The 21,904-nt window shown below is 68.8% G+C and carries 20 protein-coding genes; 13 read left to right on the forward strand and 7 right to left on the reverse strand.

The annotated features are described in order from the left end of the window. Positions 1-178: 178 nt before the first annotated feature. Positions 179-2,065 carry an ATP-binding cassette domain-containing protein gene (locus tag ACTHK2_RS12605; RefSeq protein WP_440246071.1) on the reverse strand — a complete coding sequence of 629 codons (1,887 nt, stop codon included), beginning with the start codon at positions 2,063-2,065 and terminating at the stop codon, positions 179-181. Positions 2,066-2,259: 194 nt separating this feature from the next. On the opposite strand from ACTHK2_RS12605, the gene ACTHK2_RS12610 reads away from it, so the two are divergent. The 6 genes from ACTHK2_RS12610 to ACTHK2_RS12635 all read left to right on the forward strand — a co-directional run bounded on the left by ACTHK2_RS12610 (position 2,260) and on the right by ACTHK2_RS12635 (position 8,321). Further along, a complete protein-coding gene (locus tag ACTHK2_RS12610; RefSeq protein WP_440246072.1) occupies positions 2,260-3,090 on the forward strand; it encodes an FKBP-type peptidyl-prolyl cis-trans isomerase in 831 nt (276 codons plus the stop codon). Positions 3,091-3,311: 221 nt separating this feature from the next. Next, the gene (locus ACTHK2_RS12615; RefSeq protein WP_440246073.1) at positions 3,312-4,652 is read left to right on the forward strand and encodes a UDP-glucose dehydrogenase family protein; all 1,341 of its coding nucleotides are present in this window, start codon (positions 3,312-3,314) and stop codon (positions 4,650-4,652) included. Between the two features lie 72 nt (positions 4,653-4,724). Continuing rightward, on the forward strand, positions 4,725-5,855 hold the full coding sequence (gene gmd / locus ACTHK2_RS12620) for a GDP-mannose 4,6-dehydratase (protein WP_440246074.1): 1,131 nt from the start codon (positions 4,725-4,727) through the stop codon (positions 5,853-5,855). Positions 5,856-5,858: 3 nt separating this feature from the next. Continuing rightward, the gene (locus ACTHK2_RS12625; protein WP_440246075.1) at positions 5,859-6,074 is read left to right on the forward strand and encodes a SlyX family protein; all 216 of its coding nucleotides are present in this window, start codon (positions 5,859-5,861) and stop codon (positions 6,072-6,074) included. A gap of 485 nt (positions 6,075-6,559) precedes the next feature. Next, on the forward strand, positions 6,560-7,165 hold the full coding sequence (locus ACTHK2_RS12630) for a DUF2058 family protein (RefSeq protein ID WP_440246076.1): 606 nt from the start codon (positions 6,560-6,562) through the stop codon (positions 7,163-7,165). Positions 7,166-7,244: 79 nt separating this feature from the next. After that, positions 7,245-8,321: a hypothetical protein gene (locus ACTHK2_RS12635; protein WP_440246077.1), complete on the forward strand. Its 1,077-nt coding sequence runs from the start codon at positions 7,245-7,247 to the stop codon at positions 8,319-8,321. Positions 8,322-8,402: 81 nt separating this feature from the next. On the opposite strand, the gene phbB (ACTHK2_RS12640) is transcribed toward ACTHK2_RS12635, so the two are convergent. The 4 genes from phbB (ACTHK2_RS12640) to gluQRS all read right to left on the reverse strand — a co-directional run bounded on the left by phbB (ACTHK2_RS12640) (position 8,403) and on the right by gluQRS (position 11,863). Then, positions 8,403-9,149 (reverse strand): acetoacetyl-CoA reductase, encoded by a 747-nt coding sequence (phbB, locus tag ACTHK2_RS12640; RefSeq protein WP_440246078.1) that lies wholly within the window; start codon positions 9,147-9,149, stop codon positions 8,403-8,405. A 94-nt stretch (positions 9,150-9,243) separates the two neighbouring features. Then, a complete protein-coding gene (gene phaR, locus ACTHK2_RS12645; RefSeq protein ID WP_440246079.1) occupies positions 9,244-9,738 on the reverse strand; it encodes a polyhydroxyalkanoate synthesis repressor PhaR in 495 nt (164 codons plus the stop codon). 426 nt (positions 9,739-10,164) lie between these two features. Further along, complete coding sequence (gene phbB / locus ACTHK2_RS12650) at positions 10,165-10,905, reverse strand: acetoacetyl-CoA reductase (RefSeq protein ID WP_440246080.1); 741 nt, start codon at positions 10,903-10,905, stop codon at positions 10,165-10,167. Positions 10,906-10,975: 70 nt separating this feature from the next. After that, the gene (gene gluQRS, locus ACTHK2_RS12655; RefSeq protein ID WP_440246081.1) at positions 10,976-11,863 is read right to left on the reverse strand and encodes a tRNA glutamyl-Q(34) synthetase GluQRS; all 888 of its coding nucleotides are present in this window, start codon (positions 11,861-11,863) and stop codon (positions 10,976-10,978) included. Between the two features lie 216 nt (positions 11,864-12,079). On the opposite strand from gluQRS, the gene htpX reads away from it, so the two are divergent. Further along, positions 12,080-12,961, forward strand: a complete 882-nt coding sequence (gene htpX, locus ACTHK2_RS12660) for a protease HtpX (protein WP_440246082.1) — start codon at positions 12,080-12,082, stop codon at positions 12,959-12,961. A gap of 129 nt (positions 12,962-13,090) precedes the next feature. Here the strand turns inward: htpX and ACTHK2_RS12665 are convergent, their stop codons facing one another. Together ACTHK2_RS12665 and epmB are read right to left on the reverse strand one after the other, a co-directional pair. After that, the gene (locus ACTHK2_RS12665) at positions 13,091-15,163 is read right to left on the reverse strand and encodes an EAL domain-containing protein (protein ID WP_440246083.1); all 2,073 of its coding nucleotides are present in this window, start codon (positions 15,161-15,163) and stop codon (positions 13,091-13,093) included. A 161-nt stretch (positions 15,164-15,324) separates the two neighbouring features. Continuing rightward, entirely contained in the window at positions 15,325-16,329 is a 1,005-nt protein-coding gene (epmB, locus tag ACTHK2_RS12670; RefSeq protein WP_440246084.1) for an EF-P beta-lysylation protein EpmB, read from the reverse strand. A gap of 143 nt (positions 16,330-16,472) precedes the next feature. Between epmB and efp the strand changes: the two genes are divergently transcribed. The 6 genes from efp to folE2 all read left to right on the forward strand — a co-directional run bounded on the left by efp (position 16,473) and on the right by folE2 (position 21,749). Next, the gene (efp, locus tag ACTHK2_RS12675; RefSeq protein WP_440246085.1) at positions 16,473-17,039 is read left to right on the forward strand and encodes an elongation factor P; all 567 of its coding nucleotides are present in this window, start codon (positions 16,473-16,475) and stop codon (positions 17,037-17,039) included. Between the two features lie 79 nt (positions 17,040-17,118). Next, positions 17,119-18,432: a TRZ/ATZ family hydrolase gene (locus tag ACTHK2_RS12680; RefSeq protein WP_440246086.1), complete on the forward strand. Its 1,314-nt coding sequence runs from the start codon at positions 17,119-17,121 to the stop codon at positions 18,430-18,432. A gap of 78 nt (positions 18,433-18,510) precedes the next feature. Beyond that, complete coding sequence (gene ubiG / locus ACTHK2_RS12685) at positions 18,511-19,215, forward strand: bifunctional 2-polyprenyl-6-hydroxyphenol methylase/3-demethylubiquinol 3-O-methyltransferase UbiG (protein WP_440246087.1); 705 nt, start codon at positions 18,511-18,513, stop codon at positions 19,213-19,215. Continuing rightward, positions 19,212-19,874 (forward strand): HAD-IA family hydrolase, encoded by a 663-nt coding sequence (locus tag ACTHK2_RS12690; RefSeq protein ID WP_440246088.1) that lies wholly within the window; start codon positions 19,212-19,214, stop codon positions 19,872-19,874. The genes ubiG and ACTHK2_RS12690 overlap by 4 nt, the downstream gene beginning before the upstream one ends. Beyond that, complete coding sequence (locus tag ACTHK2_RS12695) at positions 19,874-20,707, forward strand: hypothetical protein (protein WP_440246089.1); 834 nt, start codon at positions 19,874-19,876, stop codon at positions 20,705-20,707. Before ACTHK2_RS12690 ends, ACTHK2_RS12695 begins: the two co-directional genes overlap by 1 nt. 97 nt (positions 20,708-20,804) lie before the next feature. Next, positions 20,805-21,749: a GTP cyclohydrolase FolE2 gene (folE2, locus tag ACTHK2_RS12700; RefSeq protein ID WP_440246090.1), complete on the forward strand. Its 945-nt coding sequence runs from the start codon at positions 20,805-20,807 to the stop codon at positions 21,747-21,749. Positions 21,750-21,904 lie beyond the last annotated feature (155 nt).

Raw genomic sequence — 21,904 nt, forward strand, 5'->3', positions numbered from 1 at the left:
ACAGCTTGCGGACGCGATCCAGGGATGGAATCGCTCGCGCGTCGACGACGCACGTCGTTGAATCGCGGAAGCGAGTCCGGACATGCGCCGGACGCGCTGAGTTGAAAAAAGCGCTGGATAGCGCCTTTTTCAACATCCTGGCAGGGGTCTTTCGTCGCTCGGAAGCGTTCGGGACTGGCTAGCCTGTTTCGGCGGCTTCAATCGCCGCATGGGCCTCGAGCCAGGCCTGCTCGAGCGCGTCGATCTCGAGCGCGAGCTGGCCCTGCCGGCGCACGCGCGTGGCGACCGCGGTGCCGTCCGCGGCGGCGTACAGCGCGGGGTCGGCGAGTTCGCGCTCCAGCCCGGATCGCTCGGCCTCGAGCGCGGCGAGTTCGCGCTCGATGCGCACGACTTCCTTCTTGAGCGGTGCGAGGCGTGCGCGCTGCCCGGCCCGGTCACGGCGCGCTTCGCGGCGGGAATCTCCTTCCGCGGCGACGGTCGGCGTGGCCGGCGTGCGCGAGGCGGCGAGTACCAGGCGCGCGTAGTCGTCGAGATCGCCGTCGAATGCCTGCATCCGGCCGCCCTGCACGAGCAGGTAGTCGTCGCAGACCGCGCGCAGCAGGGCGCGGTCGTGCGCGACCAGCACGACTGCGCCGGCGAACTCCTGCACCGCTTCGGCGAGCGCCTCGCGCGTGTCGATATCGAGGTGATTGGTCGGTTCGTCGAGCAGCAGCAGGTTCGGCCGCGCGAACACGATCAGCGCGAGCGCGAGGCGCGCCTTCTCGCCGCCGGAGAAGCCGCGCACGGTCGCCAGCGCGCGCTCGCCGGCGAAGCCGAACGTGCCGAGGAAGTCGCGCGCGGCCTGCTCGCCGAGCGCGGGATCCAGGCGCAGCAGATGCTGCACCGGCGTCGCATCGGCATCGAGCTGCTCGACCTGGTGCTGCGCGAAGTAGCCGATCGCGAGGCCCTTGTTCGCGCGCCGCTCGCCGGCGAGCGCAGGCAGGCTGCCCGCGATCGTCTTGATCAGCGTCGATTTGCCGGCGCCGTTGGCGCCGAGCAGCCCGATGCGGTCACCGGGGCGCAGCGAAAGGCGCACGCGCTCGACCACGCGGCGCTCGCCGTAGCCGACCGCGACTTCGTCGAGGCCGAGCAACGGGTCGGGCAACGCGTTGGGCGCGGCGAATTCGAACTCGATGCCCGACTCGACGCGCACCGCGGCGATCTCGGTCATGCGCTCGAGCGCCTTGACGCGGCTCTGCGCCTGTTTCGCCTTGGTCGCCTTCGCCTTGAAGCGGTCGACGAAGCGCTGCAGGCGCGCGCGTTCGCGCTGCTGCCGTTCGTGCGCGACCTGCTGCTGGGCGAGGCGCTCGGCGCGCTTGCGTTCGAATGCGCTGACGGTGCCGGCGAACAGTTCGGCGTTCGCGTCCGCGATGTGCAGCACATGGGTGACGACGCGATCGAGGAATTCGCGGTCGTGCGAAACCACGACGAGCGTGCCCTCGTAGCGGCGCAGCCAATCCTCGAGCCAGAGCACCGCATCGAGGTCGAGATGATTGGTCGGCTCGTCGAGCAGGAGCAGGTCCGAGCGACACATGAGCGCTTGCGCAAGGTTGAGGCGCATGCGCCAGCCGCCCGAGAACTCGGCCACCGCGCGCGATTCGTCGCCCGCTGCGAAGCCGAGGCCATGCAGCAGTTCTCCCGCGCGGGCGCGCGCCGCATAACCGCCGATCGCATGCAGCCGGTCGTGCAGCGCCGCCTGGCGAGCGGCGTCGTGCACAGCCTCCGCTTGCGCCAGTTCGCGTTCGAGCCGGCGGTATTCCGCGTCGCCGTCGAGTACGTGGTCGAGCGCCGAGTGGGCGTAGGCTTCGGCCTGCTGGCGCACATGGGCGAGCACCCAGTCGCGCGGGCGGGCGAAATCGCCCGCGTCCGCGGCCAGCTCGCCGGCGATCAGCGCGAGCAGGCTGCTCTTGCCGCTGCCGTTGCGGCCGGTGAGGCCGACGCGCCAGCCGGGATGAACGAGAAAGTTCGCGCCATTCAGCAAAAGCCGGGAACCCCGGCGCACGTGGACGTTGTCAAAGCGCAGCATCCGGAGAGTGTAGGGGCAGCCGTCGAGTCCCGCCCAGCGGGCCCGGCGGTGGTCCGGAGCGCGGACGGGGGCCGTTTGCCAACATCGGGTGCCGTGTTCACAATACGCGGCCCCGCATGATGGCCGGGTCCGGTCACGCCGTGACGCCCGTGGGCACTCACCGGCTAGACAATCGCAAACCTTCAGGAGCAGACATGACGCGTTTCGTGCAGAAGACCCTCGTTGCCGCCCTCGCGGCCAGTTTCGCGATCGGCGCGATCGCGCAGGACAAGGACGCGCCCAAGGCGGATGCGAAGCCCGCTCCGACCGTCAAGGTCGACAAGAACACCATCAGCACGATGGTCGGCATGGACGTCGGTCGCGGCCTCACGCAGATCAAGGACGACATCGACGTCAAGATCGTCGAGCAGGCGCTCGAAGCGACGCTCAAGGGCGAGAAGACCTCGCTGACGCAGGAAGAGGCGCTGCAGGTCCGCCAGGAGTTCATGAAGACCCTGCAGGCCAAGCGCGTCGCCGAACAGAAGGCCGCCGCGGACAAGAACAAGAAGGAAGGCGAGGCGTTCCTCGCGTCGAACAAGTCCAAGCCGGGCGTGAAGACGACCGCTTCGGGCCTGCAGTACATGGTCGAGAAGGAAGGCACCGGCGCCAAGCCGAAGGCGACCGACAAGGTCAAGGTGAACTACCTCGGCACGAAGATCGACGGCACGAAGTTCGACAGCTCCTACGACCGCGGCCAGCCGGCGACCTTCCCGCTCAACGGCGTGATCAAGGGCTGGAGCGAAGGCCTGCAGCTGATGCCGGTCGGTTCGAAGTACAAGCTGTTCGTGCCGGCCGAACTCGCCTACGGCGAGAACGGCCCGGGCCAGATCGGCCCGAACGCGACGCTGATCTTCGAAGTCGAACTGCTCGACATCGAAAAGGCCGGCGAGAAGGCCGAGAAGGCCGGCGACGCGAAGCCGGGTGCCGCGATGAAGGCGGCTCCGAAGGCCGACAAGGCCGCGACCAAGCCGGCCGACAAGAAGTAAGTCGCCGCAACCGGACGAAAGGCGCGCCGCGAACCGGCGCGCCTTTCGCGTTTGTTGCGCGGCGACCGCGTTGCCGGGCGAACGGCGCGCCCTGATAAAATCCCCCGCCCGGCGCCGCGGGAATCGGCTTCGAAGTGGGCTTGTCCGCTTGGCGAAGCCGGGTGGCCCGGCAGGTCCCTTCCGACTCCGCTCCCCGCGTGCCACCAAGATAGGAAGGCCGCATGCGCGTCACGATCTTCGGAACCGGCTACGTAGGCCTCGTCACCGGCACCTGCCTGGCGGAAGTCGGCAACGACGTCGTCTGCGTCGACGTCGACGCCAACAAGATCGCGCGCCTCCAGCGCGGCGAGGTACCGATCTACGAGCCCGGCCTCGAGCCGCTCGTGCGCGCCAACCATGCGAGCGGGCACCTGCGCTTCAGCACGGACGCGGCGAGCGCGATCGCGCATGCGCAGATCATCTTCATCGCGGTCGGCACGCCGCCGGACGAGGACGGCAGCGCCGATCTCAGCCACGTCATCACCGTCGCCCGCACGATCGGCGCGAACCTCTCGCGCCACGCGGTCGTCGTCAACAAGTCGACCGTGCCGGTCGGCACCGCCGACGCGGTGCGCGCGGCGATCGCCGCGGAACTCTCCGCGCGCGGCGTGGCGGTCGAATTCGACGTCGTTTCCAACCCGGAATTCCTCAAGGAAGGCGACGCGGTGCAGGACTGCCTGCGGCCCGACCGCATCGTCATCGGCGCCGACAGCGCGCGCGCGGTCGAACCCCTGAAGGCGCTGTATGCGCCGTTCAACCGCAACCACGAGCGCTTCGTCCTCATGGACGTGCGCTCGGCCGAGCTGACCAAGTACGCCGCCAACGCGATGCTCGCGACCAAGATCAGTTTCATGAACGAGATCGCGAACATCGCCGAGCAGGTCGGCGCCGACGTCGAGCAGGTGCGCAAGGGCATCGGCTCCGACCCGCGCATCGGCTACCACTTCATCTATCCGGGCGCCGGTTACGGCGGCTCGTGCTTCCCGAAGGACGTCAAGGCGCTCGAGCACACCGCGCGGGCGCATGCGTACGAGCCGCGCCTGCTCAGTGCGGTCGAAGCCGTGAATGCGGCGCAGAAGCGCAAGCTCTTCTCGCTCGTCGAGCGCCATTTCGGCGGCGCGCTGCGCGGCCGCACGATCGCGTTGTGGGGCCTCGCGTTCAAGCCGAACACCGACGACATGCGCGAGGCGCCGAGCCGCACGCTGCTCGAGCAGCTGTGGGCGGCCGGTGCGAGCGTGCGCGCATACGACCCGGAGGCGTCGGACGAAACCCGGCGCATCTACGGCGAGCGCGCCGACCTCGTGTTGTGCGACCAGCAGTACGCCGCACTCGAAGGCGCCGACGCGCTGGTGATCGTGACCGAATGGAAGGCGTTCCGCAGCCCGGATTTCGAGCGCATCCGCACTTCGCTCAAGGACGCGGTCGTGTTCGACGGCCGCAACATCTTCGAACCGAAGGCGGTCGAGGGCGCGGGTCTCGCCTACTACGGCATCGGCCGCGGCCGCAGCATCATCGCGCCCTGAGCACGGCCGCGGCGCTTGCGCCTCGGCTTTTGCGCTACCATCGCCCGCTTGTGGAATTCACATTCAAGGTCAATGGAAAAGAAACGAGCGCTGGTCACCGGCATCACGGGGCAGGACGGGGCGTACCTCGCCGAACTGCTGCTCGCCAAGGGTTACGAAGTGCACGGGCTCAAGCGCCGCGCTTCGTCGTTCAACAGCGAGCGCATCGACCACCTGCATCATGAACTGGACGACACGCGTCCCGGCGTGCACCTGCACTACGGCGACCTCACCGATTCGCTGAGCCTGCTGCGCGTGATCCAGCAGGTGAAGCCGGACGAGATCTACAACCTCGCCGCGCAGAGCCACGTCGCGGTGTCGTTCGAGGAGCCGGAGTACACAGCGAACGCGGACGGCATCGGCACGCTGCGCGTGCTCGAGGCGATGCGCAGCCTCGGCCTCGGCGACCGCTGCCGCTTCTACCAGGCGTCCACCTCGGAGCTCTACGGCCTCGTGCGGGAAACCCCGCAGCGCGAATCGACGCCGTTCCATCCGCGCTCGCCGTATGGCGTGGCGAAGCTGTACGCGTACTGGATCACCGTCAACTACCGCGAGGCGTACGGCATCTACGGTTGCAACGGCATCCTGTTCAACCACGAATCGCCGATCCGCGGCGAGACGTTCGTCACGCGCAAGATCACGCGCGGCCTCGCGCGCGTCGCCTGCGGCCTGCAGCACTGCCTCTACCTCGGCAACCTCGAAGCGAAGCGCGACTGGGGCCATGCGCGCGACTACGTCGAGGCGCAGTGGCTGATCCTGCAGCAGGACCAGCCGGCCGACTACGTGATCGCGACCGGCCTGCAGCATTCGGTACGCGAGTTCGTCGTGCTCGCCGCGCGCGAGATGGGGCTCGAGCTCGAGTTCCGCGGCAGCGGCGCGGACGAACACGCGATCGTCGCCAAGGTCTCGAATGCGAAGCTCAAGCTGAAGGCCGGCGACGTCGTCGTGCGCATCCACCCGCAGTACTACCGCCCGGCCGAGGTCGAGACGCTGCTCGGCGACCCGACGTTCGCGCGTGAGCGCCTCGGCTGGACGCCGAAGACGAGTTTCGCCGAGCTCGTGCGCGAGATGGCCGCGGCCGACCTCGCCCTCGCCGAGCGCGAGGCGAATGGCGCGAACGGCGCGCGCCACGGCCGCCACCTGATCGAGAAACTGCCCGGATAAGCCATGGCCGACTCGCTCGAGGAACGCCTGACGGAGCTCGAAGTGCGCCTGTCGTTCGTCGACGACACGATCGTCGCGCTGAGCGACACGGTTGCGGCACACGATCGCCAGCTGCACGCGCTGCGCAACGCGCTCGACGCGCTGCGCATCGACCTGCAGGCGGTGCGTGGCACGTTGGGACAGGCGGCGCAGGATGAGCCCCCACCGCCGCATTACTAGTGCGACCATCCATGATCGCTGCTTGTCGGTAGGACTCGCGTGCTTGGATGCGCTGGCGTGGATGGATTCCAGAAGCGGCCATCCATGGCCGCACTTTCAAGGAAGCTTGTGCGATCGATCCTTGATCGCTGCTTGTCGGTAGGACTCGGGTGCTTGGATGCGCTGGCGTGGATGGATTCCAGAAGCGACCATCCATGGCCGCACTTTCAAGGAAGCTTGTGCGATCGTCCTTGATCGCTGCTTGTCGGTAGACTCGGGTGCTTGGATGCGCTGGCGTGGATGGATTCCAGAAGCGGCCATCCATGGCTGCACTTTCAAGGAAGCTTGTGCGATCGTCCTTGATCGCTGCTTGTCGGTAGGACTCGGGTGCTTGGATGCGCTGGCTTGGATGGATTCCAGAAGCGGCTATCCATGGCCGCACTTTCAATGAAGATGCACGATGCGCCTGATGACCATGCTCCGTTCCTGTTTCGAGTGTCCGAGTCATGTCCGATTCTTTGCGTGACCAGTTGTTGAAGGCCGGCTTTGCCCCGCCGAAAGTGGAGATCCGTCCGAAGCCGCAGCAGCGGCCAGGGCAGGGCAGGCCGCAGGGGCAGCCGAACGTGCGGCCGCAGGGAAAGCCGTCCGGAAAACCGGGGCGTGGCCATGCGGGCAAGCCGTCGTCGCCGCCGCGCGAGCGGGGCGAGATCGACCTCGCCAAGGCCTACGCGCTGCGCGACCGCACCGAACGCGAACAGCGCGAGCGCGAGCAGCGCGAGGCGGAGCAGCGTGCGCGCGAGAAGCGCGAGCGCAAGCAGAAGCTCACTGCGTTGCTGCAGGGGCAGGGCGTCGCATTCAACGACGCGAATGCGGAAATCCCGCGCCATTTCCCGCACGCGAACAAGATCCGCCGCATCTACGTCACCGCCGAGCAGTTGCCGCGCCTCAACGGCGGCGAACTCGCGGTCGTGCAGCTGGCTGGCCGGTACCTCCTCGTGAGCCGCGAAACGGGTCTCGCCGCGCAAGCGATCGACCCCGACGCGCTGGTGCTGCTGTGCGATCCGCACGCGTCCGCGCAGGAAGACGACATTCCCGCCGACCTCGTCTGGTAGTCCTTCCGTTGCGACGCAGTGCGCGGAAATCCGCGCGCGTGCGCGCGAGGATGCGCCGTCGCCGAAGGGAGGGAGTCCGATGCGCCGATCGATCACGCTGGCCTGTTTGCTGACGGTGTTGCCGGCCCTGGCGCCGGCGGCGCCGCTACCGCGTTTCACGCAGCCGAACGCGATCTGGAACGTCGACGTCAGCCATGCGACGCTGCGCTCGAATTCGGCCCAGATGATGACGCACCTCGCGGCGTTCTCGCCGCACGGCTGGGGCGACGACCGCGACTTCGACTTCCACATCGATTTCTCGTTCTACGTGCTGCACGCGAACGCATTGACGCCGACGCGACCGATCGTCGCCTGGCCGTCGCAGGACGACTACTACAGCCCCGACTGCGACGCGCCCGGCCTGCCGTTCCCGGTGCCTGCGGGCGGCGGCATCGAAGGCACCGATCCGCCCGCGTACGCGTGCGACGCGGGCGGCGAGGACTGCCACCTGCTCGTCGTCAACGACGCGAGCAACATCCTCTACGAGGCCTACGCGACCGAGTCGGCCGACGCGACCGGCGTGCACGCGATCTGCGGCCTGCGCTGGGATCTCGCCAAGGTCTATCCGCGCCATGGCCGCGGCGAGCACTGCACGAGCGCCGACGGCGCAGGCTTCCCGATCGCGCCGCTGCTGTTCAACGCCGACGAGGTGTGGGCCGCGGCCCAGGCGCACGGCGACCTCGGTCATGCGATCCGCTTCATCCTCGGCAACAACCGCATGGCGAACGACAAGTACGTGCATCCGGCGTCGCACGGCACGTTCACCACGTCCGACAACGACCCGAACGCGGTGCCGTACGGCTCGCGCCTCAAGCTCAAGCAGTCGTTCAACATCGATGCGTTCAGCACCAACGAGTCGGTGCGCGTGCTGCTGCGCACGTTGCAGAAGTACGGCATGTTCCTCTCCGACGGCGGTGGCGTGCCGCTGACCGCGGAGTCGGACCGCTTCACGACGCACAAGTGGGACGATGCCGACGTCGCCATCGACTCGCACTCGCTGTACGGCCTGCGCCCGACCGACTTCGACGTGGTCGAAGCGGGGGACCCGATGACGGTCAGCTACGACTGCGAGCGCACGCCCGACGACTTCATCTACATCGACGGCTACGACTACTGAGGGTCTCGACAGCGGAGTGGGCTGCCGCATGCGTCGCGCGTTCCGGCGCGAGGCGCATGCGGAGCGGCGCGACCGAGAACTTCAGAAATCCATGAAGTAGCCGCCGTTCACCGGGATGTTCGCGCCGGTGATGAAGCCCGCGTCGTCCGCGGTGAGGAACTCGACCGTGCGCGCGATCTCGCGCGGTTCGCCGAGGCGGCCGACCGGGATGTTCGCGATGATCTGGTTGCGGATCTCTTCGGGCACCGCCTGCACCATCGCGGTGTTGCAGTAGCCGGGCGAAACGCTGTTGACGGTCACGCCCTTCTTCGCGACTTCGCGTGCGAGCGCCATCGTGAAGCCGTGCATGCCCGCTTTCGCGGCGGAGTAGTTGGTCTGGCCGAACTGGCCGGTCTGGCCATTCACCGACGAGATGTTGACGATGCGGCCGAAGCCCTGCGCGGTCATGCCGTCGACGACGGGGCGGCACATGTTGAACACGCCGTCGAGATTGACGCGCAGCACGTCGCCCCACTGCTCGGCGCTCATCTTGCGCAGCGACGTGTCGCGCGTGATGCCGGCCGCGTTGACGAGGATCGCGATCGGGCCGTACTGCGCGGCAATGCGCTCGGCGAATGCGGCACAGCCGGCATGGTCGGCGACGTTGAGCGGTTCGAAGGCGATCGCGCCGTCGAAGCCGGCCATTTCGGCGCGAAACGCCTCGACCCGTTCGCTGCGCGAGGAGAGATCGGCGGCGATGACCTGACGGCCCGCACGCGCGAGGTACTTGCAGATCTCGCTGCCGAGTCCACCAATGCCGCCCGTGACGACGGCAACGCGTTTGCTCATGGAAAAACCCCTGGATCGTGCAATGCGGCATCGGCTGCCGCGCGAAAATGCTGCGATGCGTCGCCCTGCCGCGTGCCGGCAAGGCGGTGTCAGGTCAGGACTTGCCTTCCTTCTTCTTGTTCGCGTCCTGAGCGCCGCGCACGCTGTTCGCTGCGGCGGTGAGGAAGCCCTGTTGCAGGGACTTCCACATGTCCATGTTGCGCTCGGTCAGGTCGTTGAGCATCGACCACGGTCCCTGGCCGAGCATGTTGTTGAGTTGGCTGCGGAACTGCTGCTGCTGGTCGAGGAACACCTGCAGGCTGCGTTCGAGGTAGCCGCCCATGAAACCCTGCAGCGAATCGCCGTAGAAGCGGATGATCTGCGACAGCAGCTTGGTCGTGAACATCGGCTGGCCGCGTTCCTCGTACTCCGCGATGATCTGCAGCAGCACCGAGCGGGTCAGGTTCTCGCCGGTCTTGGCGTCGCGGACCTCGAACTCCTCGTCGTCGAGCACGAGCTGGCGGATCTCCTCGAGCGTGATGTAGCTCGAGATCTCCGTGTCGTACAGGCGACGGTTCGGATATTTCTTGATGATGCGGGGCGTGGTCATCGGCCAACGCTAGCAGAATGTGATGCGGCGCACCAGTTGGGGATGTTGCGCAGCAAAGGCGCGGCCCTGCGTGTCCGGCCACGGCGCGCGGCGTGGGGCGGGACTTGGAACCGCGGGGCGCTGGTGGGCCTCGGCGCACCCCGCCGGCGCTGCGGCGGCGCCGAACCGTGGCTCGTTGCGCACGCGCAGTCGATGCATGCCGTCATCGTCGTCCCGGCGAACGCCGGGACGCAGCGCCTTCGGCTCCAATGTCGTCCCGGAAAGCGGGAATCCAGGTTGTCCGACGCCTCGACAGCAAGAGCACAATGGATTGCCGCTTTCGCGGGAATGACGGCGTATTTGCCGGGGTGCGCTTGCAGCGCCGACCTGGACACCGCACCCAGCGACGGGCCAAGTTGCCCTGGCCCGAGCGCGTGGCCGGGCGGACTACCAGCCCATGTACTGGCCGCCATTGATCGCGAGATTCGCTCCCGTGATCCAGCGTGCCTGGTCGTTGGCGAAGAAGCCGACCGCATAGGCGATCTCGTCGGGCTCGCCGAGGCGCCCGATCGGGATCTGCGCCACGATCTTCGCGCGCACGTCCTCGGGCACGGCCATCACCATGTCTGTGCCGACGTAGCCCGGCGATACGGTGTTCACGGTGATGCCGAACTTCGCGTTCTCCTGCGCGAGCGAGATCGTGAAGCCGTGCATGCCGGCCTTGGCGGCCGCGTAGTTGGCCTGGCCGTACTGGCCCTTCTGGCCGTTGATCGAACTGATCTGCACGATGCGGCCCCACTTGCGCTCGCGCATGCCGTCGATGACCGGCCGGGTCACGTTGAAGCACGAGCCGAGGTTGGTCGCGATGACCTCCTGCCACTGCAGCGCCGTCATCTTGTGGAACGTCGTGTCGCGCGTGATGCCGGCATTGTTGACGAGGATCTCGACCGGGCCGAGTTGCTTCTCGACCTCGCGCACCATCGCTTCGGCGGTCGCGGCGTCGGCGACGTCGCCCTTGGCGAGCGCGAACTCGAAGCCTTCCTTGCGCTGGGCGTCCTGCCACGCCTTCGCCTTCGCCTCGTCGCGGTAGTTCGTGGCGACCCTGTGGCCGAGCTGGGCAAGGTGTCTGCAGATGGCGGTACCGATACCGCCGGTGCCACCGGTGACGAGGGCGACGCGTGCCGTCATGACGTGTACTCCATTTCGAAGGGTCGAGCGGGAAGGCGCGCGCGGCGCCCGACACGATTGTGCCTGAGCCTCACGCGGTTGCATTGCGCGCCGCCGCAAACGCCGGCGGCACCGCCGCCGCGCGCGGGATGCGCGCGGCATCGAACTCGCACGCAGCCCGCGACAATAACATGTGCACATTGCGTTCCGTCGACGCGGACTGGCCGAGGAAGCGCAGCGCCGCGTGCAGCGCGGGCAGCGGCTCGCGTCCGTCGACGGCGAGCGCCGCCTCGTGCTTGCTGAGCTTGCGGCCGTCGGCGCCGAGCGCGAGCGGCAGGTGCGCGTACGCGGGCTGCGGCAGGCCGAGCAGGCGCTGCAGCAGGATCTGCCGCGGCGTCGAGTCGAGCAGGTCGGCGCCGCGCACGACCTCGCCGATGCCCTGCGCGGCATCGTCGACGACGACCGCGAGCTGGTAGGCGCACGCGCCGTCGGCACGCCAGATCACGAAGTCGCCGACATCCCGCGGAAGGTCCTGTTGCTGCGTGCCCTGCACGCGGTCGGTGAAGCCGATCCGCGCGGAACCCACGTGCAGCCGCCAGGCCGGTGGGCGGTCGCGCGCGGGTGCGACGCAGGCGGGCGGATGGATGCCGCCGAAGGGCTCGAGATCGCTGCGGCTGCACCAGCAGCGGTAGGCATGGCCCGCGCGCGCGAGTCGTGCGAGGGCGTCGGCGTACAGCGCGGTGCGCGCGCTCTGCCGCACGACCGCTTCGTCGCTGGCCAGACCGAACGCATCGAGCGTGGAGAGGATGTCCCCGGCGGCGCCCTCCATCTCGCGCTCGCGGTCGAGGTCCTCGACGCGGATGATCCACGACGCGCCCGCCGAACGCGCGAACAGCCAGCTGCCGAGCGCGGCGACGAGCGAGCCGAAATGCAGGCGCCCGGTCGGCGACGGCGCGAAGCGGCCGCGCGCGGAAGTCATGGCGAACCCGGCGCGCATTTCGTGGTCCAAGGCGCACTCCCCGCCGCGCCGCGAAACCGATAGGCTTCCAAACGCGGCGGGCGCCCCCATCTGGGAAGCTCGAGGGAGCTCGAGGTTCCCGCGGCGCCGGGGCGTGCCGCCCGCAAGGGCACCCGTGCGACGCGCGCCTCGCGGCGCCGGCGCGATATTCGTTCGTGGAAGACATCGAGGAAGGCCATGCTGCGCATCGTACTGTTTGTCCTGACCAACCTGGCGGTGATGGCGTTGCTGGCCATCGTCGTGAAGCTGACCGGGCTGGACGTCTACGCCTACCGCCGCGGCGGCCTCGACCTGCAGGGGCTGCTGATCATGGCCGCGGTGATGGGCATGGGCGGCTCCTTCATCTCGCTCGCGATGTCCAAGTGGATCGCGAAGATGTCGGTCGGCGCCAAGGTGATCGACCAGCCGCGCAACCCGACCGAGCAGTGGCTGGTCGACACGGTGCGCGCGCATGCGCAGAAGGCCGGCATCGGCATGCCCGAAGTCGCGATCTACGACGGCCCGGAGATGAATGCGTTCGCCACCGGCATGTCGAAGAACAGCTCGCTCGTCGCGGTGAGCACGGGGCTCCTGCAGAACATGGACCGCCAGCAGGTCGATGCCGTGCTCGGCCACGAGATCAGCCACGTCGCGAATGGCGACATGGTGACGATGGCGTTGCTGCAGGGCGTGCTCAACACCTTCGTGATCTTCCTCGCGCGCGTGATCGGCACGCTCGTCGATCGTGCGATCAGCGGCAACCGCGATGGCGGTGGCGGCGGTTTCGCCTACTTCGCGATCGTGATGGTGCTGCAGCTCGTGCTCGGCCTGCTCGCGTCGCTGATCGTGATGGCGTTTTCGCGCTGGCGCGAGTTCCGCGCCGACGCGGGCGGCGCGCGCCTCGCAGGGCGTGCGGCGATGATCTCCGCACTCGAGCGCCTCGACGCGAACCATGGCGAGAGCACGCTGCCGAAGGCGATCCAGGCGTTCGGCATCTCGGGTGAGGGCGGCATTGCGCGCCTGTTCATGAGCCATCCGCCGATCGCCGAGCGCGTCGCGGCGCTGCGCGCCGCTGCGTGATCGTCGCGACGCGTCGCGGCTGAAGCCGCTCCCCGTCGATTGCAATGACACGAAAAAGGCCCGGAGATCCGGGCCTTTTCATGTATTCCGGGTGGCGGTGAAAGCCGCGATGCGCGCCAGCCCTCCGCCTCACGCCGCGGCGTGGCTGAGGATCTTCTCCGGCTCCTGCAGGAAGTTGCCCTGCACGAAGTTGACGCCGCAGCTGAAGAGGATCGACATGCTCGCCGCGTCCTCGACGAACTCGGCCACCGTGAGCTTGCCTGCATGGTGCGCCTGGTCGCAGATCTCCTTGATCTTCTCCTGGTTTTCCTTGTGCTTGGGCAGCTCAGCCATGAAATTGCGGTCGATCTTCAGGTAATTGACCGGGATGTGCTTGAGCAACTGGAAGGAATTGAGCCCCGAGCCGAACTGCTCGAGCGCGAAGCCGCAGTGGATCTGCTCGAGCCCCTTGGCGAATGCGCGCGCGGGCTTGAGGCTCGTCACGACCTTGCTTTCGGGCATCTCGAACACGAGCGAGTCGCCGCGCTGTCGCGCCGTCTTGAGCTGCTGCGCGACCCACGGCAACAGGGTCTGGTCCTCGAGCGACTGCGGCGTGAGCTTCACGAAGAACGTGGTCTTGTGGCCGGAGCGTTCGCGCTCGGCGATCGCGCGGATCGCATTGGCGATGACCCAGCGGTCGATCGCCGGCATGCGGCCGTTGCGTTCGGCGATCGGCAGGAACTGCGCCGGCGGGATCTCGCCCTTCGGCCCGGCCATGCGCAGCAGGATTTCGTAGTAGTCGCCTTCGGCGCCGTGCAGGCTGATGATCGGCTGGTAGTACAGCACGAAGCCGTTGTGCGCGAGCGCGTGGTCGATCGCCTCGAGCCAGCGCCGCGTGCTCTCGACCGCGGCCTTATCCTGCTCGGACGGGTCGGTGACGTTGAGGCGGTTGCCGCCTTCGTTCTGCGACGAGCGCAACGCGGTCATCGCGCTGTTGAGCACGGTCGCCGCGTTCGCATTCTTCTCGCCGAGCAGGGCACCGCCGATGCTCACGGTCAGGCTGATCGACTGCTTGCCCACTTCGAAGATCTTCTCGCCGAAGGCGTTGCGCAGCTTCTCGCCGAGCTTGCGCGTCGCTTCGGCATCGTGCGCGGGAAGCAGCAGGCCGAAGGTGTGTTCGGACACGCGCCCGGCGACGAGGTCCTCACCGGCATGCCGGCGCAGCATCGTTGCCATGTCGCCCAGGAGCACGTCGGCATTGCCGAGGCCGACCGTGTCGAGGACCTGCTTGAAGTTGTCGGGCTCGAGCAGCAGCAGCGCCTGGTCGGCCTTGCCGTTCGCGGCTTTGGCGACCGCTTCCTCGAGCTGGGTCATGAGGTACTGGCGGTTGTACAGGTCGGTGACGAGGTCCTTCTGGCGCATCGCCTCCAGTTCCTGCGTCAGGTTCGGATCGACCGTCTGCAGGCGGAACGTGATCTGCTGGCAGGGCTCGCCTTCGTAACTGGCCTCGGTGAATTCCATCGTCGCGTCGAAGGTCGAACCGTCCGAGCGCTGCGCCTTGAGATTGAGGCGCTGCGGCGGCTTCTCGCCCTTGGACAGGCGCTTGAGCAGCGACTTGAAATCGTCGGCGTCCTGCGAGGCGATCATGTCGAGGATCGACATGCCTTCCACGTCCTCGAAATCGTCGAAGCCGAACATCTCGAGGTAGGCCTTGTTCGCGCGCACGTGCATGCCTTCGTGCACGAAGGCGATCGGATCGCGCGAGGAATCGAGCAGGGCCTCGCAGCGCCGCTCCGATTCGCGCAGCGACGCTTCGAGGCGGCGCACGTTGCGGCGCATCGTCAGCGCCTCGAACTCGCGCCGCACGATCATCTGTACGTGTTCGTGCGAGTCGCGCAGCATCATCGCGCGCGCGCCCTCGCGGAACGCCTTGACGATCGCCGCCTCGGTCACGCCGCGGCCACAGGCGATCAGCGTGATGTCGCGCCCGCCGCGCTCGGCCAGCTCGTGCACGCGCTGCAGCGGCAGGTCCTTGCAGCCGAGATCGGCAATGATGAGGTCCGGCGTCTGCTGTTCGAGCGCCGCCTCGAGTTCCGCCTCGCTGCTCGCCCGCGCCGGTCGCACGGCGATGCCGCCGTTGCGCAGGATGCTGATGGTCTGTTCGGCATCATCGACGGAATCGTCGACGAGCAGCAGCTTGATGATGTTGTCGGCTCGGGTCATCGGGGCGTGTATCGGGTGCGGCGGTGGTGGGGCCTGCCGGCTCCGCGCCAGGGGCACGCGTCGCGACGGAGTTCCGGAGGTGCGAGCCCACGGACGGCTGGGTGTTATTTACCGGATTCGGCTATTCATTTCCATGGGCCGTTCGCCTCCTTGCAACAGGCTTACAACGGGGTCTTGGACGGTTCTCCGGCGATTTCGCGCACGAGGCGCGGGACGAGGTAACCCGGCAGCCGCCGTCGCAGCGCGTCGACGAGCGCCAGCGCGTGCTCGTCGGCGACCTCGAAATGCGCAGCGCCGGCAACCCGGTCGAGCTGGTGCAGGTAGTAGGGCAGCACGCCGGCCGCGAATGCACGTTCGGACAGCCCGGCGAGGACGTCGGCGTCGTCGTTGACCCCGCGCAGCAGCACCGCCTGGTTGAGCAGGCTGGCACCGGCATCGCGCAGCCCGGCGCAGGCGGCGTCGACGGCCGCGTCGAATTCTGCCGGATGGTTGGCGTGCAACACGACGACCCGCTGCAGCGGCAGCGCCGCCAGCCAGTGCCGGAATTCGTCATCGACGCGCTCGGGCAGCACGATCGGCAGGCGCGTGTGGATGCGCAGCCGCCGCACGTGCGGGATCGACGCGAGCGCGTCGCCGAGTTCGGCCAGCTTCGCCGTCGACAGCGACAGCGGGTCGCCGCCCGACACGATCACCTCGCCGATCGAACGATCGCCCCGCAGGTGCCCGAGCGCCTCGCTCCAGCGGTTCGCCGCTGCGGTTTCTTGTGTATACGGAAAATGGCGACGGAAACAGTAGCGGCAGTGCACCGCGCACGAGCCGGTCGCGATCAGCAGCGCGCGCCCGCCGTATTTGTGCAGCACGCCGTTGCCGCTGCGTGCGGCCAGGTCGCCGACCGCGTCGCGCGTGAAACCCGGCACCTCGCCGAGTTCGGCGGCCAGCGGCAGCACCTGGCGCAGCAGCGGGTCGGCCGGGTCGCCATGGCGCATGCGCGCGACGAAACCGCGCGGCACGCGCAGCGCGAAGCCGGTATCGGCTGCGGGCAGCAGCTCGCCGGCCCGGTCGGCGAGGCCGAGCAGGGCGAGCAGTTCGCGCGGGTCGGTGACGGCCTCGCGCCAGAGCTGCTGCCAGCGCACGGGCTGCGCCGGCAGCCGGTTAGCAGGTATCATGGGCGGATACGTCCGATGCGTTCGCAGGAACCGGCCATTCTAACCGGTTTTGCCGAACGCCTTCCCCGACGATCGTGCCAGGTCCCGGCGGCCTCGCGTTCGGCGGTCCGGCGCCCCGACACCATCCAAGCAGGAGTTGACCCATGGCCAGCTATGGCATGAACGACGTCAAGAACGGCCAGAAGATCATCGTCGACGGCTATCCGTGCACGATCGTCGACACCGAATACGTGAAGCCGGGCAAGGGCCAGGCCTTCACGCGCGTCAAGTACCGCAACCTCAAGACCGGCCGCACGGTCGAAATGACGATGAAGTCGACCGACTCGGTCGAGGCCGCCGACGTGATGGACACGGACATGGAGTTCCTCTACGCCGACGGCGAGTTCTGGCACTTCATGCATCCGGATACGCACGAGCAGATCGCCGCCGACAAGAGCGCGGTTGCTGATGCGTCGAAGTGGCTCAAGGGCAACGAGGTCTGCATCGTCACGCTGTGGAATGGCGCGCCGCTGACGGTGACGCCGCCGGTGTTCGTCGAGCTCGAGATCACCGAAACCGACCCGGGCGTGCGCGGCGACACCTCGGGCGGTGGCGGCAAGCCGGCCACGCTCGAAACCGGCGCGGTCGTGCGCGTACCCCTGTTCGTCGGCCAGGGCGAGAAGATCAAGGTCGACACGCGCACCGGCGAGTACATGTCGCGCGTGAAGTGAAGCGAGGGCTGAGGGCCGGAAAGCAGGCTTGCTCATGCCCGATGTGCTTCTCAGCCCCAGGCCCTCAGCCGTCAGCCCCATGCAGTCCATCGACCTCCTCATCGAAGCCCGCTGGGTCGTGCCGGTCCAGCCCCACGGCGTCGTGCTCGAGCACCATGCGGTCGCAGTCGATGCGGGCCGGATCGTCGCACTGCTGCCGATCGCCGAGGCGCGCACGCGCCACGCGGCGCGCGAAGTCGTCGTGCTCGACGAACACGCGCTGATACCCGGCCTCGTCAACGCGCACACGCACAACCCGATGACGCTCATGCGCGGGCTCGCCGACGACCTGCCGCTGATGCGCTGGCTGCAAGAACACATCTGGCCGGCCGAAGCGAAGGCGATCGGCCCCGAATTCGTCCGCGACGGCATCGAGCTCGCGGTCGCCGAGATGCTGCGCGGCGGTACCACCTGCTGCAACGAGAACTACTTCTTCCCCGACGTGCAGGCGGCGACCTATCGCCGGCTCGGCTTCCGCGCGATGGTGGGCCTGCCGATCATCGAATTCCCGAGTGCATGGGCCGCGACGCGCGACGAGTACTTCGACCGCGGCCTCGCCGTGCACGACGAATTCCGCGGCGAGCCGCTGCTCGGCACGAGTTTCGCGCCGCACGCGCCGTACACCGTCTCGGACGAAAGCTTCGAGCGCATCCGGTTGCTGTCCGATCAGCTCGACGTGCCGGTGCACCTGCACCTTCACGAAACCGCGTACGAGGTCGACGAGGCCAAGCGCGAGCGTGGCGCGCGCCCGTTCGCGCGCATGCAGGCGCTCGGCATCGTCAACGACCACCTCATCGCCGTGCACATGACCCAGCTCACCGACGCCGAGATCGCCGAGTGCGCCGAATCCGGCGTCGCGGTCGTGCACTGCCCGGAATCGAACCTCAAGCTCGCCTCGGGCTTCTGCCCGGCCGAGAAGCTGCGCCGCGCCGGCGTGAAGCTCGCGATCGGTACCGACGGCTGCGCGAGCAACAACGACCTCGACATGTTCGGCGAGATGCGCTCCGCCGCGCTGCTCGCCAAGGCGGTCGCCGAAAACGCGAGCGCGCTCGATGCCGCCAGCGCGTTGCGCGCGGCGACGCTGGGCGGCGCGCTCGCGCTCGGCTGGGGCGAGCGCATCGGCAGCATCGAGGCCGGCAAGCAGGCCGACCTTGCCGCGGTGCGCCTCGACGACATCGAGACGCAGCCGCTCTACAACGTCGTCTCGCAGCTCGTCTATGCGACCGGGCGTCAGCAGGTCAGCGACGTCTGGATCGCCGGCGCGCGCAAGCTGCGCGAACGCGTGCTGCCCGACATCGACCTCGGCGAAGTGCGCGAGAAGGCGCGGCGCTGGCGCGAGCGGCTGGCGGGCTGAAATGGAGTTCGTCCGAGCATCGCGGCCTCGACCGGGCCAGTGCATGATGGCGCCCATGTTCGAATCGCGAATGCAACCATGACCTCGACCAACGTCGATCGCGGCGAAACCGCGAAATTCGATCGCCTCGCCTCGCGCTGGTGGGACCCCGACGGGGAATCGCGACCGCTGCACGACCTCAATCCCGTGCGCCTCGCCTATGTCGCCCAACGCGTCACGCTGCGCAACGCACGCGCGCTCGATGTCGGCTGCGGCGGCGGCCTGCTCAGCGAAGCGCTCGCACGCGCTGGCGCGGACGTGACCGCCATCGACCTCGCGCCCGCCGTGCTCGACGTCGCGCGCCTGCACCTGCACGAAAGCGGCGTCGAGGTCGACTACCGCGAGATCGCGGTCGAGGCGCTCGCGGCGGACATGCCGGGCGCGTTCCATGTCGTCACTTGCATGGAGATGCTCGAGCACGTGCCCGACCCGGCCAGCGTGATCCGCGCCTGCGCGACCCTGCTCGCGCCCGGCGGCAAGCTGTTCCTTTCCACGCTCAACCGCACCCCGCTCGCATTCGGCGCCGCGATCCTCGGCGCGGAATACCTGCTGCACCTGCTGCCGCGCGGAACCCACCAGTACGGGCAATTCCTCAAACCCAGCGAGATCGCCGCGGAGCTTCGCGCAAGCGGCCTCGTGCTCGAGGATCTTTCCGGGCTCGCCTACAACCCGATCACGCGGCGCGCGTGGCTCACCGCGAACGTCGCGGTGAACTATCTCGCCTGCGCGACCAAGACCGCGTGAGCGCCGTGGTACCCGGCGCGCTGTTCTTCGACCTCGACGGCACCCTCGTCGACTCCGCGCCCGACCTCGTCGCCGCGGTCGAAGCGTTGTGCGCCGAACTCGGCGCACCGCCGCCGGATGCGCAGGCGGTGCGCCGCGTCGTCTCCGCGGGCGGCCGCGCGATGCTGCGCCAGGGCCTGCCCGGCGCCGACGACGCGATGATCGACCAGTGGCTGCCGCGTTTCCTCGACATCTACTCGGTGGCGATGACCGTGCATACGCGCCTCTACGACGGCGTCGCCGACGTGCTCGACCGGCTCGAGGCGCGCGGCATCACCTGGGGCATCGTCACCAACAAGCCGGGCTGGCTCGCGCGGCCGATGCTCGAGCAGATGCAGTTCCATCGCGGTGCAGCCGCGCTCGTCACCGGCGACTGCCTGCCGGTGCGCAAACCCGACCCTGCGCCCGTGCTGTTCGCCTGCGAGCAGGCCGGCATCGATCCGGCCAGGGCGGTCATGATCGGCGACGACCTGCGCGACGTGCTCGCCGGACGCGCCGCGGGCGCGCGCACGGTCGCCGCCGCGTGGGGCTATCTCGACGGCGGCGACCCGCATGCCTGGGGTGCCGACCTCGTCGTCGATCGGCCCTCCGGCCTGCTGGACGCGCTCGGCATCGGCTGATGAACGACGCCCTCCACGAAGTACCGCTCGCGAGCTTCGAGGCGAAGTGGGCAGGCGCGCATCCGGAGTTCCGGCTCGCGCTCGGCTTCGTGCCGGCGCCGTTGCGAGCGGCGTATGCGGCGTTCGCCTGCATCGGCTACGAGATCGAGCACGCCGCGTTCGGCATTCGCGAGGCGCAACCGGCCGCGCTCAAGCTGCAATGGTGGGCCGAGGAATTCACGCGCATGCGCGAGGGCAGTGCACGCCATCCGCTCACGCACGCGCTCGCCACCCGGCCGGGCGGCATCGCGGTGCCGCTCGCGCAATGGCACGCGGTCGTCGTCGGCGCGTTCGCGCAGCGCGACCCCGAACCCGCGGCGGACGCGGCCGCGCTGCTCGACGGTTACGCGGCGCTGTACCACCCGCTCGCCGCGCTCGAGGCGGCCCTGTTCCCGCCACTCGATGCGGCGACGATCGCGCGCGTGCGCGCCAATTCGCGCGCGGTGCGCGAGGCGGCGACGCTCGCCGATGCGCTGCGCGACGGGCGCCTGCCACTGCCGCTCGACCTGCTCGCGCGGCACCGGCTCGCGCGCGGCGATCTCGCCCACCCATCGCCCGCCCAGGCCGCGGCGTTGCGCGACTGGCTCGAGGTCCTGCGCGGGCGATACGCGTCGCTCGATGCGACCAGCAGCGGGCCGCTCGCCGCGGCGGGCGCGAGTGCCGATCGCTGGCGCCTCCGGGCCGCGGCCAGGGCCGAGGATCCGCTCGCCGTGCTGCAGGCGGGCACGACGCGGCTGCCGCTGCGCGCGTCGTGGGCGGCTTGGCTGGCCGGGCGCCGCTTCGCGCGCGCGTAGGCCGCCCCCGGCCGGCGCGCCGCCGGCCTGCGGTAAACTGTTGAACCCGCGCTGCGCGGCCACCATGTGTGACCCGCACCGCCCGCAGGAAATCCCAGTGTCCTCACCGACGAGCCCGCAGCGCCTGTTGCCCGACATTGCCACCGAAGCGCAGGCCGGCCACGCCGGCGCGCTCGACGGCGTCGGCATGCAGCGCATCGAAATGCCGGTGCTGCTGCTCGGGGCGGACGGGCACGCGCAGCGCGTCAGCGCGCGCGTCGACGCGTTCGTGAACCTCGCGCGCGAGGACGCCCGCGGCATCCACATGTCGCGGCTGTACCTGCACCTCGATCGCCACCTTTCGGCGGAGCCGCTGACACCGGCGAGCCTGCGCCGCCTGTTGCGCGACTTCCTCGAATCGCATGCGGGCCTCGCCGATCGCGCCTGGGTGCGCGTGCGATACGACCATCTCGTGCGCCGCTCCGCGCTCGCGAGCGCGCACAGCGGCTGGCGCGCGTACCCGGTCGAACTCAGGGCGTCCCTGCACGCCGGCGAGTTCACGCTCGAGCTCGGCCTCGAGGTGCAGTATTCGAGCACGTGCCCGGCCTCGGCGGCACTCGCGCGCCAGCTCATCCAGGACCGCTTCGCCGCCGATTTCGACGGACACGGGCCATTGCAGCGCGATTCCGTGCTCGCCTGGCTCGGTCGCACGGAAGGCATCGTCGCGACGCCGCACAGCCAGCGCAGCGCCGCGACGTTGCGCCTGCGCCTCGCGCCCGGCTTCGAAACTCCAGTCGAGGATCTCATCGACAGCGTCGAGCACGCGCTGCAGACGCCGGTGCAGACCGCGGTGAAGCGCGAGGACGAACAGGCATTCGCACTCGCCAACGGCCAGAACCTCATGTTCTGCGAGGACGCCGCGCGGCGCATCCGTCGCGTGCTCGACGCCGACGAACGCATCGCCGACTTCTGGCTGCGCGCCGAACACTACGAAAGCCTCCACCCGCACGACGCCGTCGCGATCGCGACCAAGGGCGTCCCCGGCGGCTACGCCGCTTCGTAGACCGTCGGGTGGGAACGGCAGCAAAAGCCTGAAACACGAAGGACACGAAAGAAGAGAGCCGAAGGGCGATCGGGCCTTTCCCCGCAGCATGGCATTTGCGTCGGTCGGTGCGAAGGGTAACGGCGTGCGGGCCTTGACGAAGAAGCTGCTGCTTC

It is taken from the genome of Dokdonella sp. (genome assembly GCF_051958935.1).
GTDB lineage: Bacteria > Pseudomonadota > Gammaproteobacteria > Xanthomonadales > Rhodanobacteraceae > Dokdonella_A.

Coding starts and splice junctions, on each gene's coding strand:
- ACTHK2_RS12605 (WP_440246071.1), bottom strand. CDS start 2,065: ATGCTGCGCTTTGACAACGTCCACGTGCGCCGGGGTTCCCGGCTTTTG.
- ACTHK2_RS12610 (WP_440246072.1), top strand. CDS start 2,260: ATGACGCGTTTCGTGCAGAAGACCCTCGTTGCCGCCCTCGCGGCCAGT.
- ACTHK2_RS12615 (WP_440246073.1), top strand. CDS start 3,312: ATGCGCGTCACGATCTTCGGAACCGGCTACGTAGGCCTCGTCACCGGC.
- gmd (WP_440246074.1), top strand. CDS start 4,725: ATGGAAAAGAAACGAGCGCTGGTCACCGGCATCACGGGGCAGGACGGG.
- ACTHK2_RS12625 (WP_440246075.1), top strand. CDS start 5,859: ATGGCCGACTCGCTCGAGGAACGCCTGACGGAGCTCGAAGTGCGCCTG.
- ACTHK2_RS12630 (WP_440246076.1), top strand. CDS start 6,560: ATGTCCGATTCTTTGCGTGACCAGTTGTTGAAGGCCGGCTTTGCCCCG.
- ACTHK2_RS12635 (WP_440246077.1), top strand. CDS start 7,245: ATGCGCCGATCGATCACGCTGGCCTGTTTGCTGACGGTGTTGCCGGCC.
- phbB (WP_440246078.1), bottom strand. CDS start 9,149: ATGAGCAAACGCGTTGCCGTCGTCACGGGCGGCATTGGTGGACTCGGC.
- phaR (WP_440246079.1), bottom strand. CDS start 9,738: ATGACCACGCCCCGCATCATCAAGAAATATCCGAACCGTCGCCTGTAC.
- phbB (WP_440246080.1), bottom strand. CDS start 10,905: ATGACGGCACGCGTCGCCCTCGTCACCGGTGGCACCGGCGGTATCGGT.
- gluQRS (WP_440246081.1), bottom strand. CDS start 11,863: ATGACTTCCGCGCGCGGCCGCTTCGCGCCGTCGCCGACCGGGCGCCTG.
- htpX (WP_440246082.1), top strand. CDS start 12,080: ATGCTGCGCATCGTACTGTTTGTCCTGACCAACCTGGCGGTGATGGCG.
- ACTHK2_RS12665 (WP_440246083.1), bottom strand. CDS start 15,163: ATGACCCGAGCCGACAACATCATCAAGCTGCTGCTCGTCGACGATTCC.
- epmB (WP_440246084.1), bottom strand. CDS start 16,329: ATGATACCTGCTAACCGGCTGCCGGCGCAGCCCGTGCGCTGGCAGCAG.
- efp (WP_440246085.1), top strand. CDS start 16,473: ATGGCCAGCTATGGCATGAACGACGTCAAGAACGGCCAGAAGATCATC.
- ACTHK2_RS12680 (WP_440246086.1), top strand. CDS start 17,119: ATGCAGTCCATCGACCTCCTCATCGAAGCCCGCTGGGTCGTGCCGGTC.
- ubiG (WP_440246087.1), top strand. CDS start 18,511: ATGACCTCGACCAACGTCGATCGCGGCGAAACCGCGAAATTCGATCGC.
- ACTHK2_RS12695 (WP_440246089.1), top strand. CDS start 19,874: ATGAACGACGCCCTCCACGAAGTACCGCTCGCGAGCTTCGAGGCGAAG.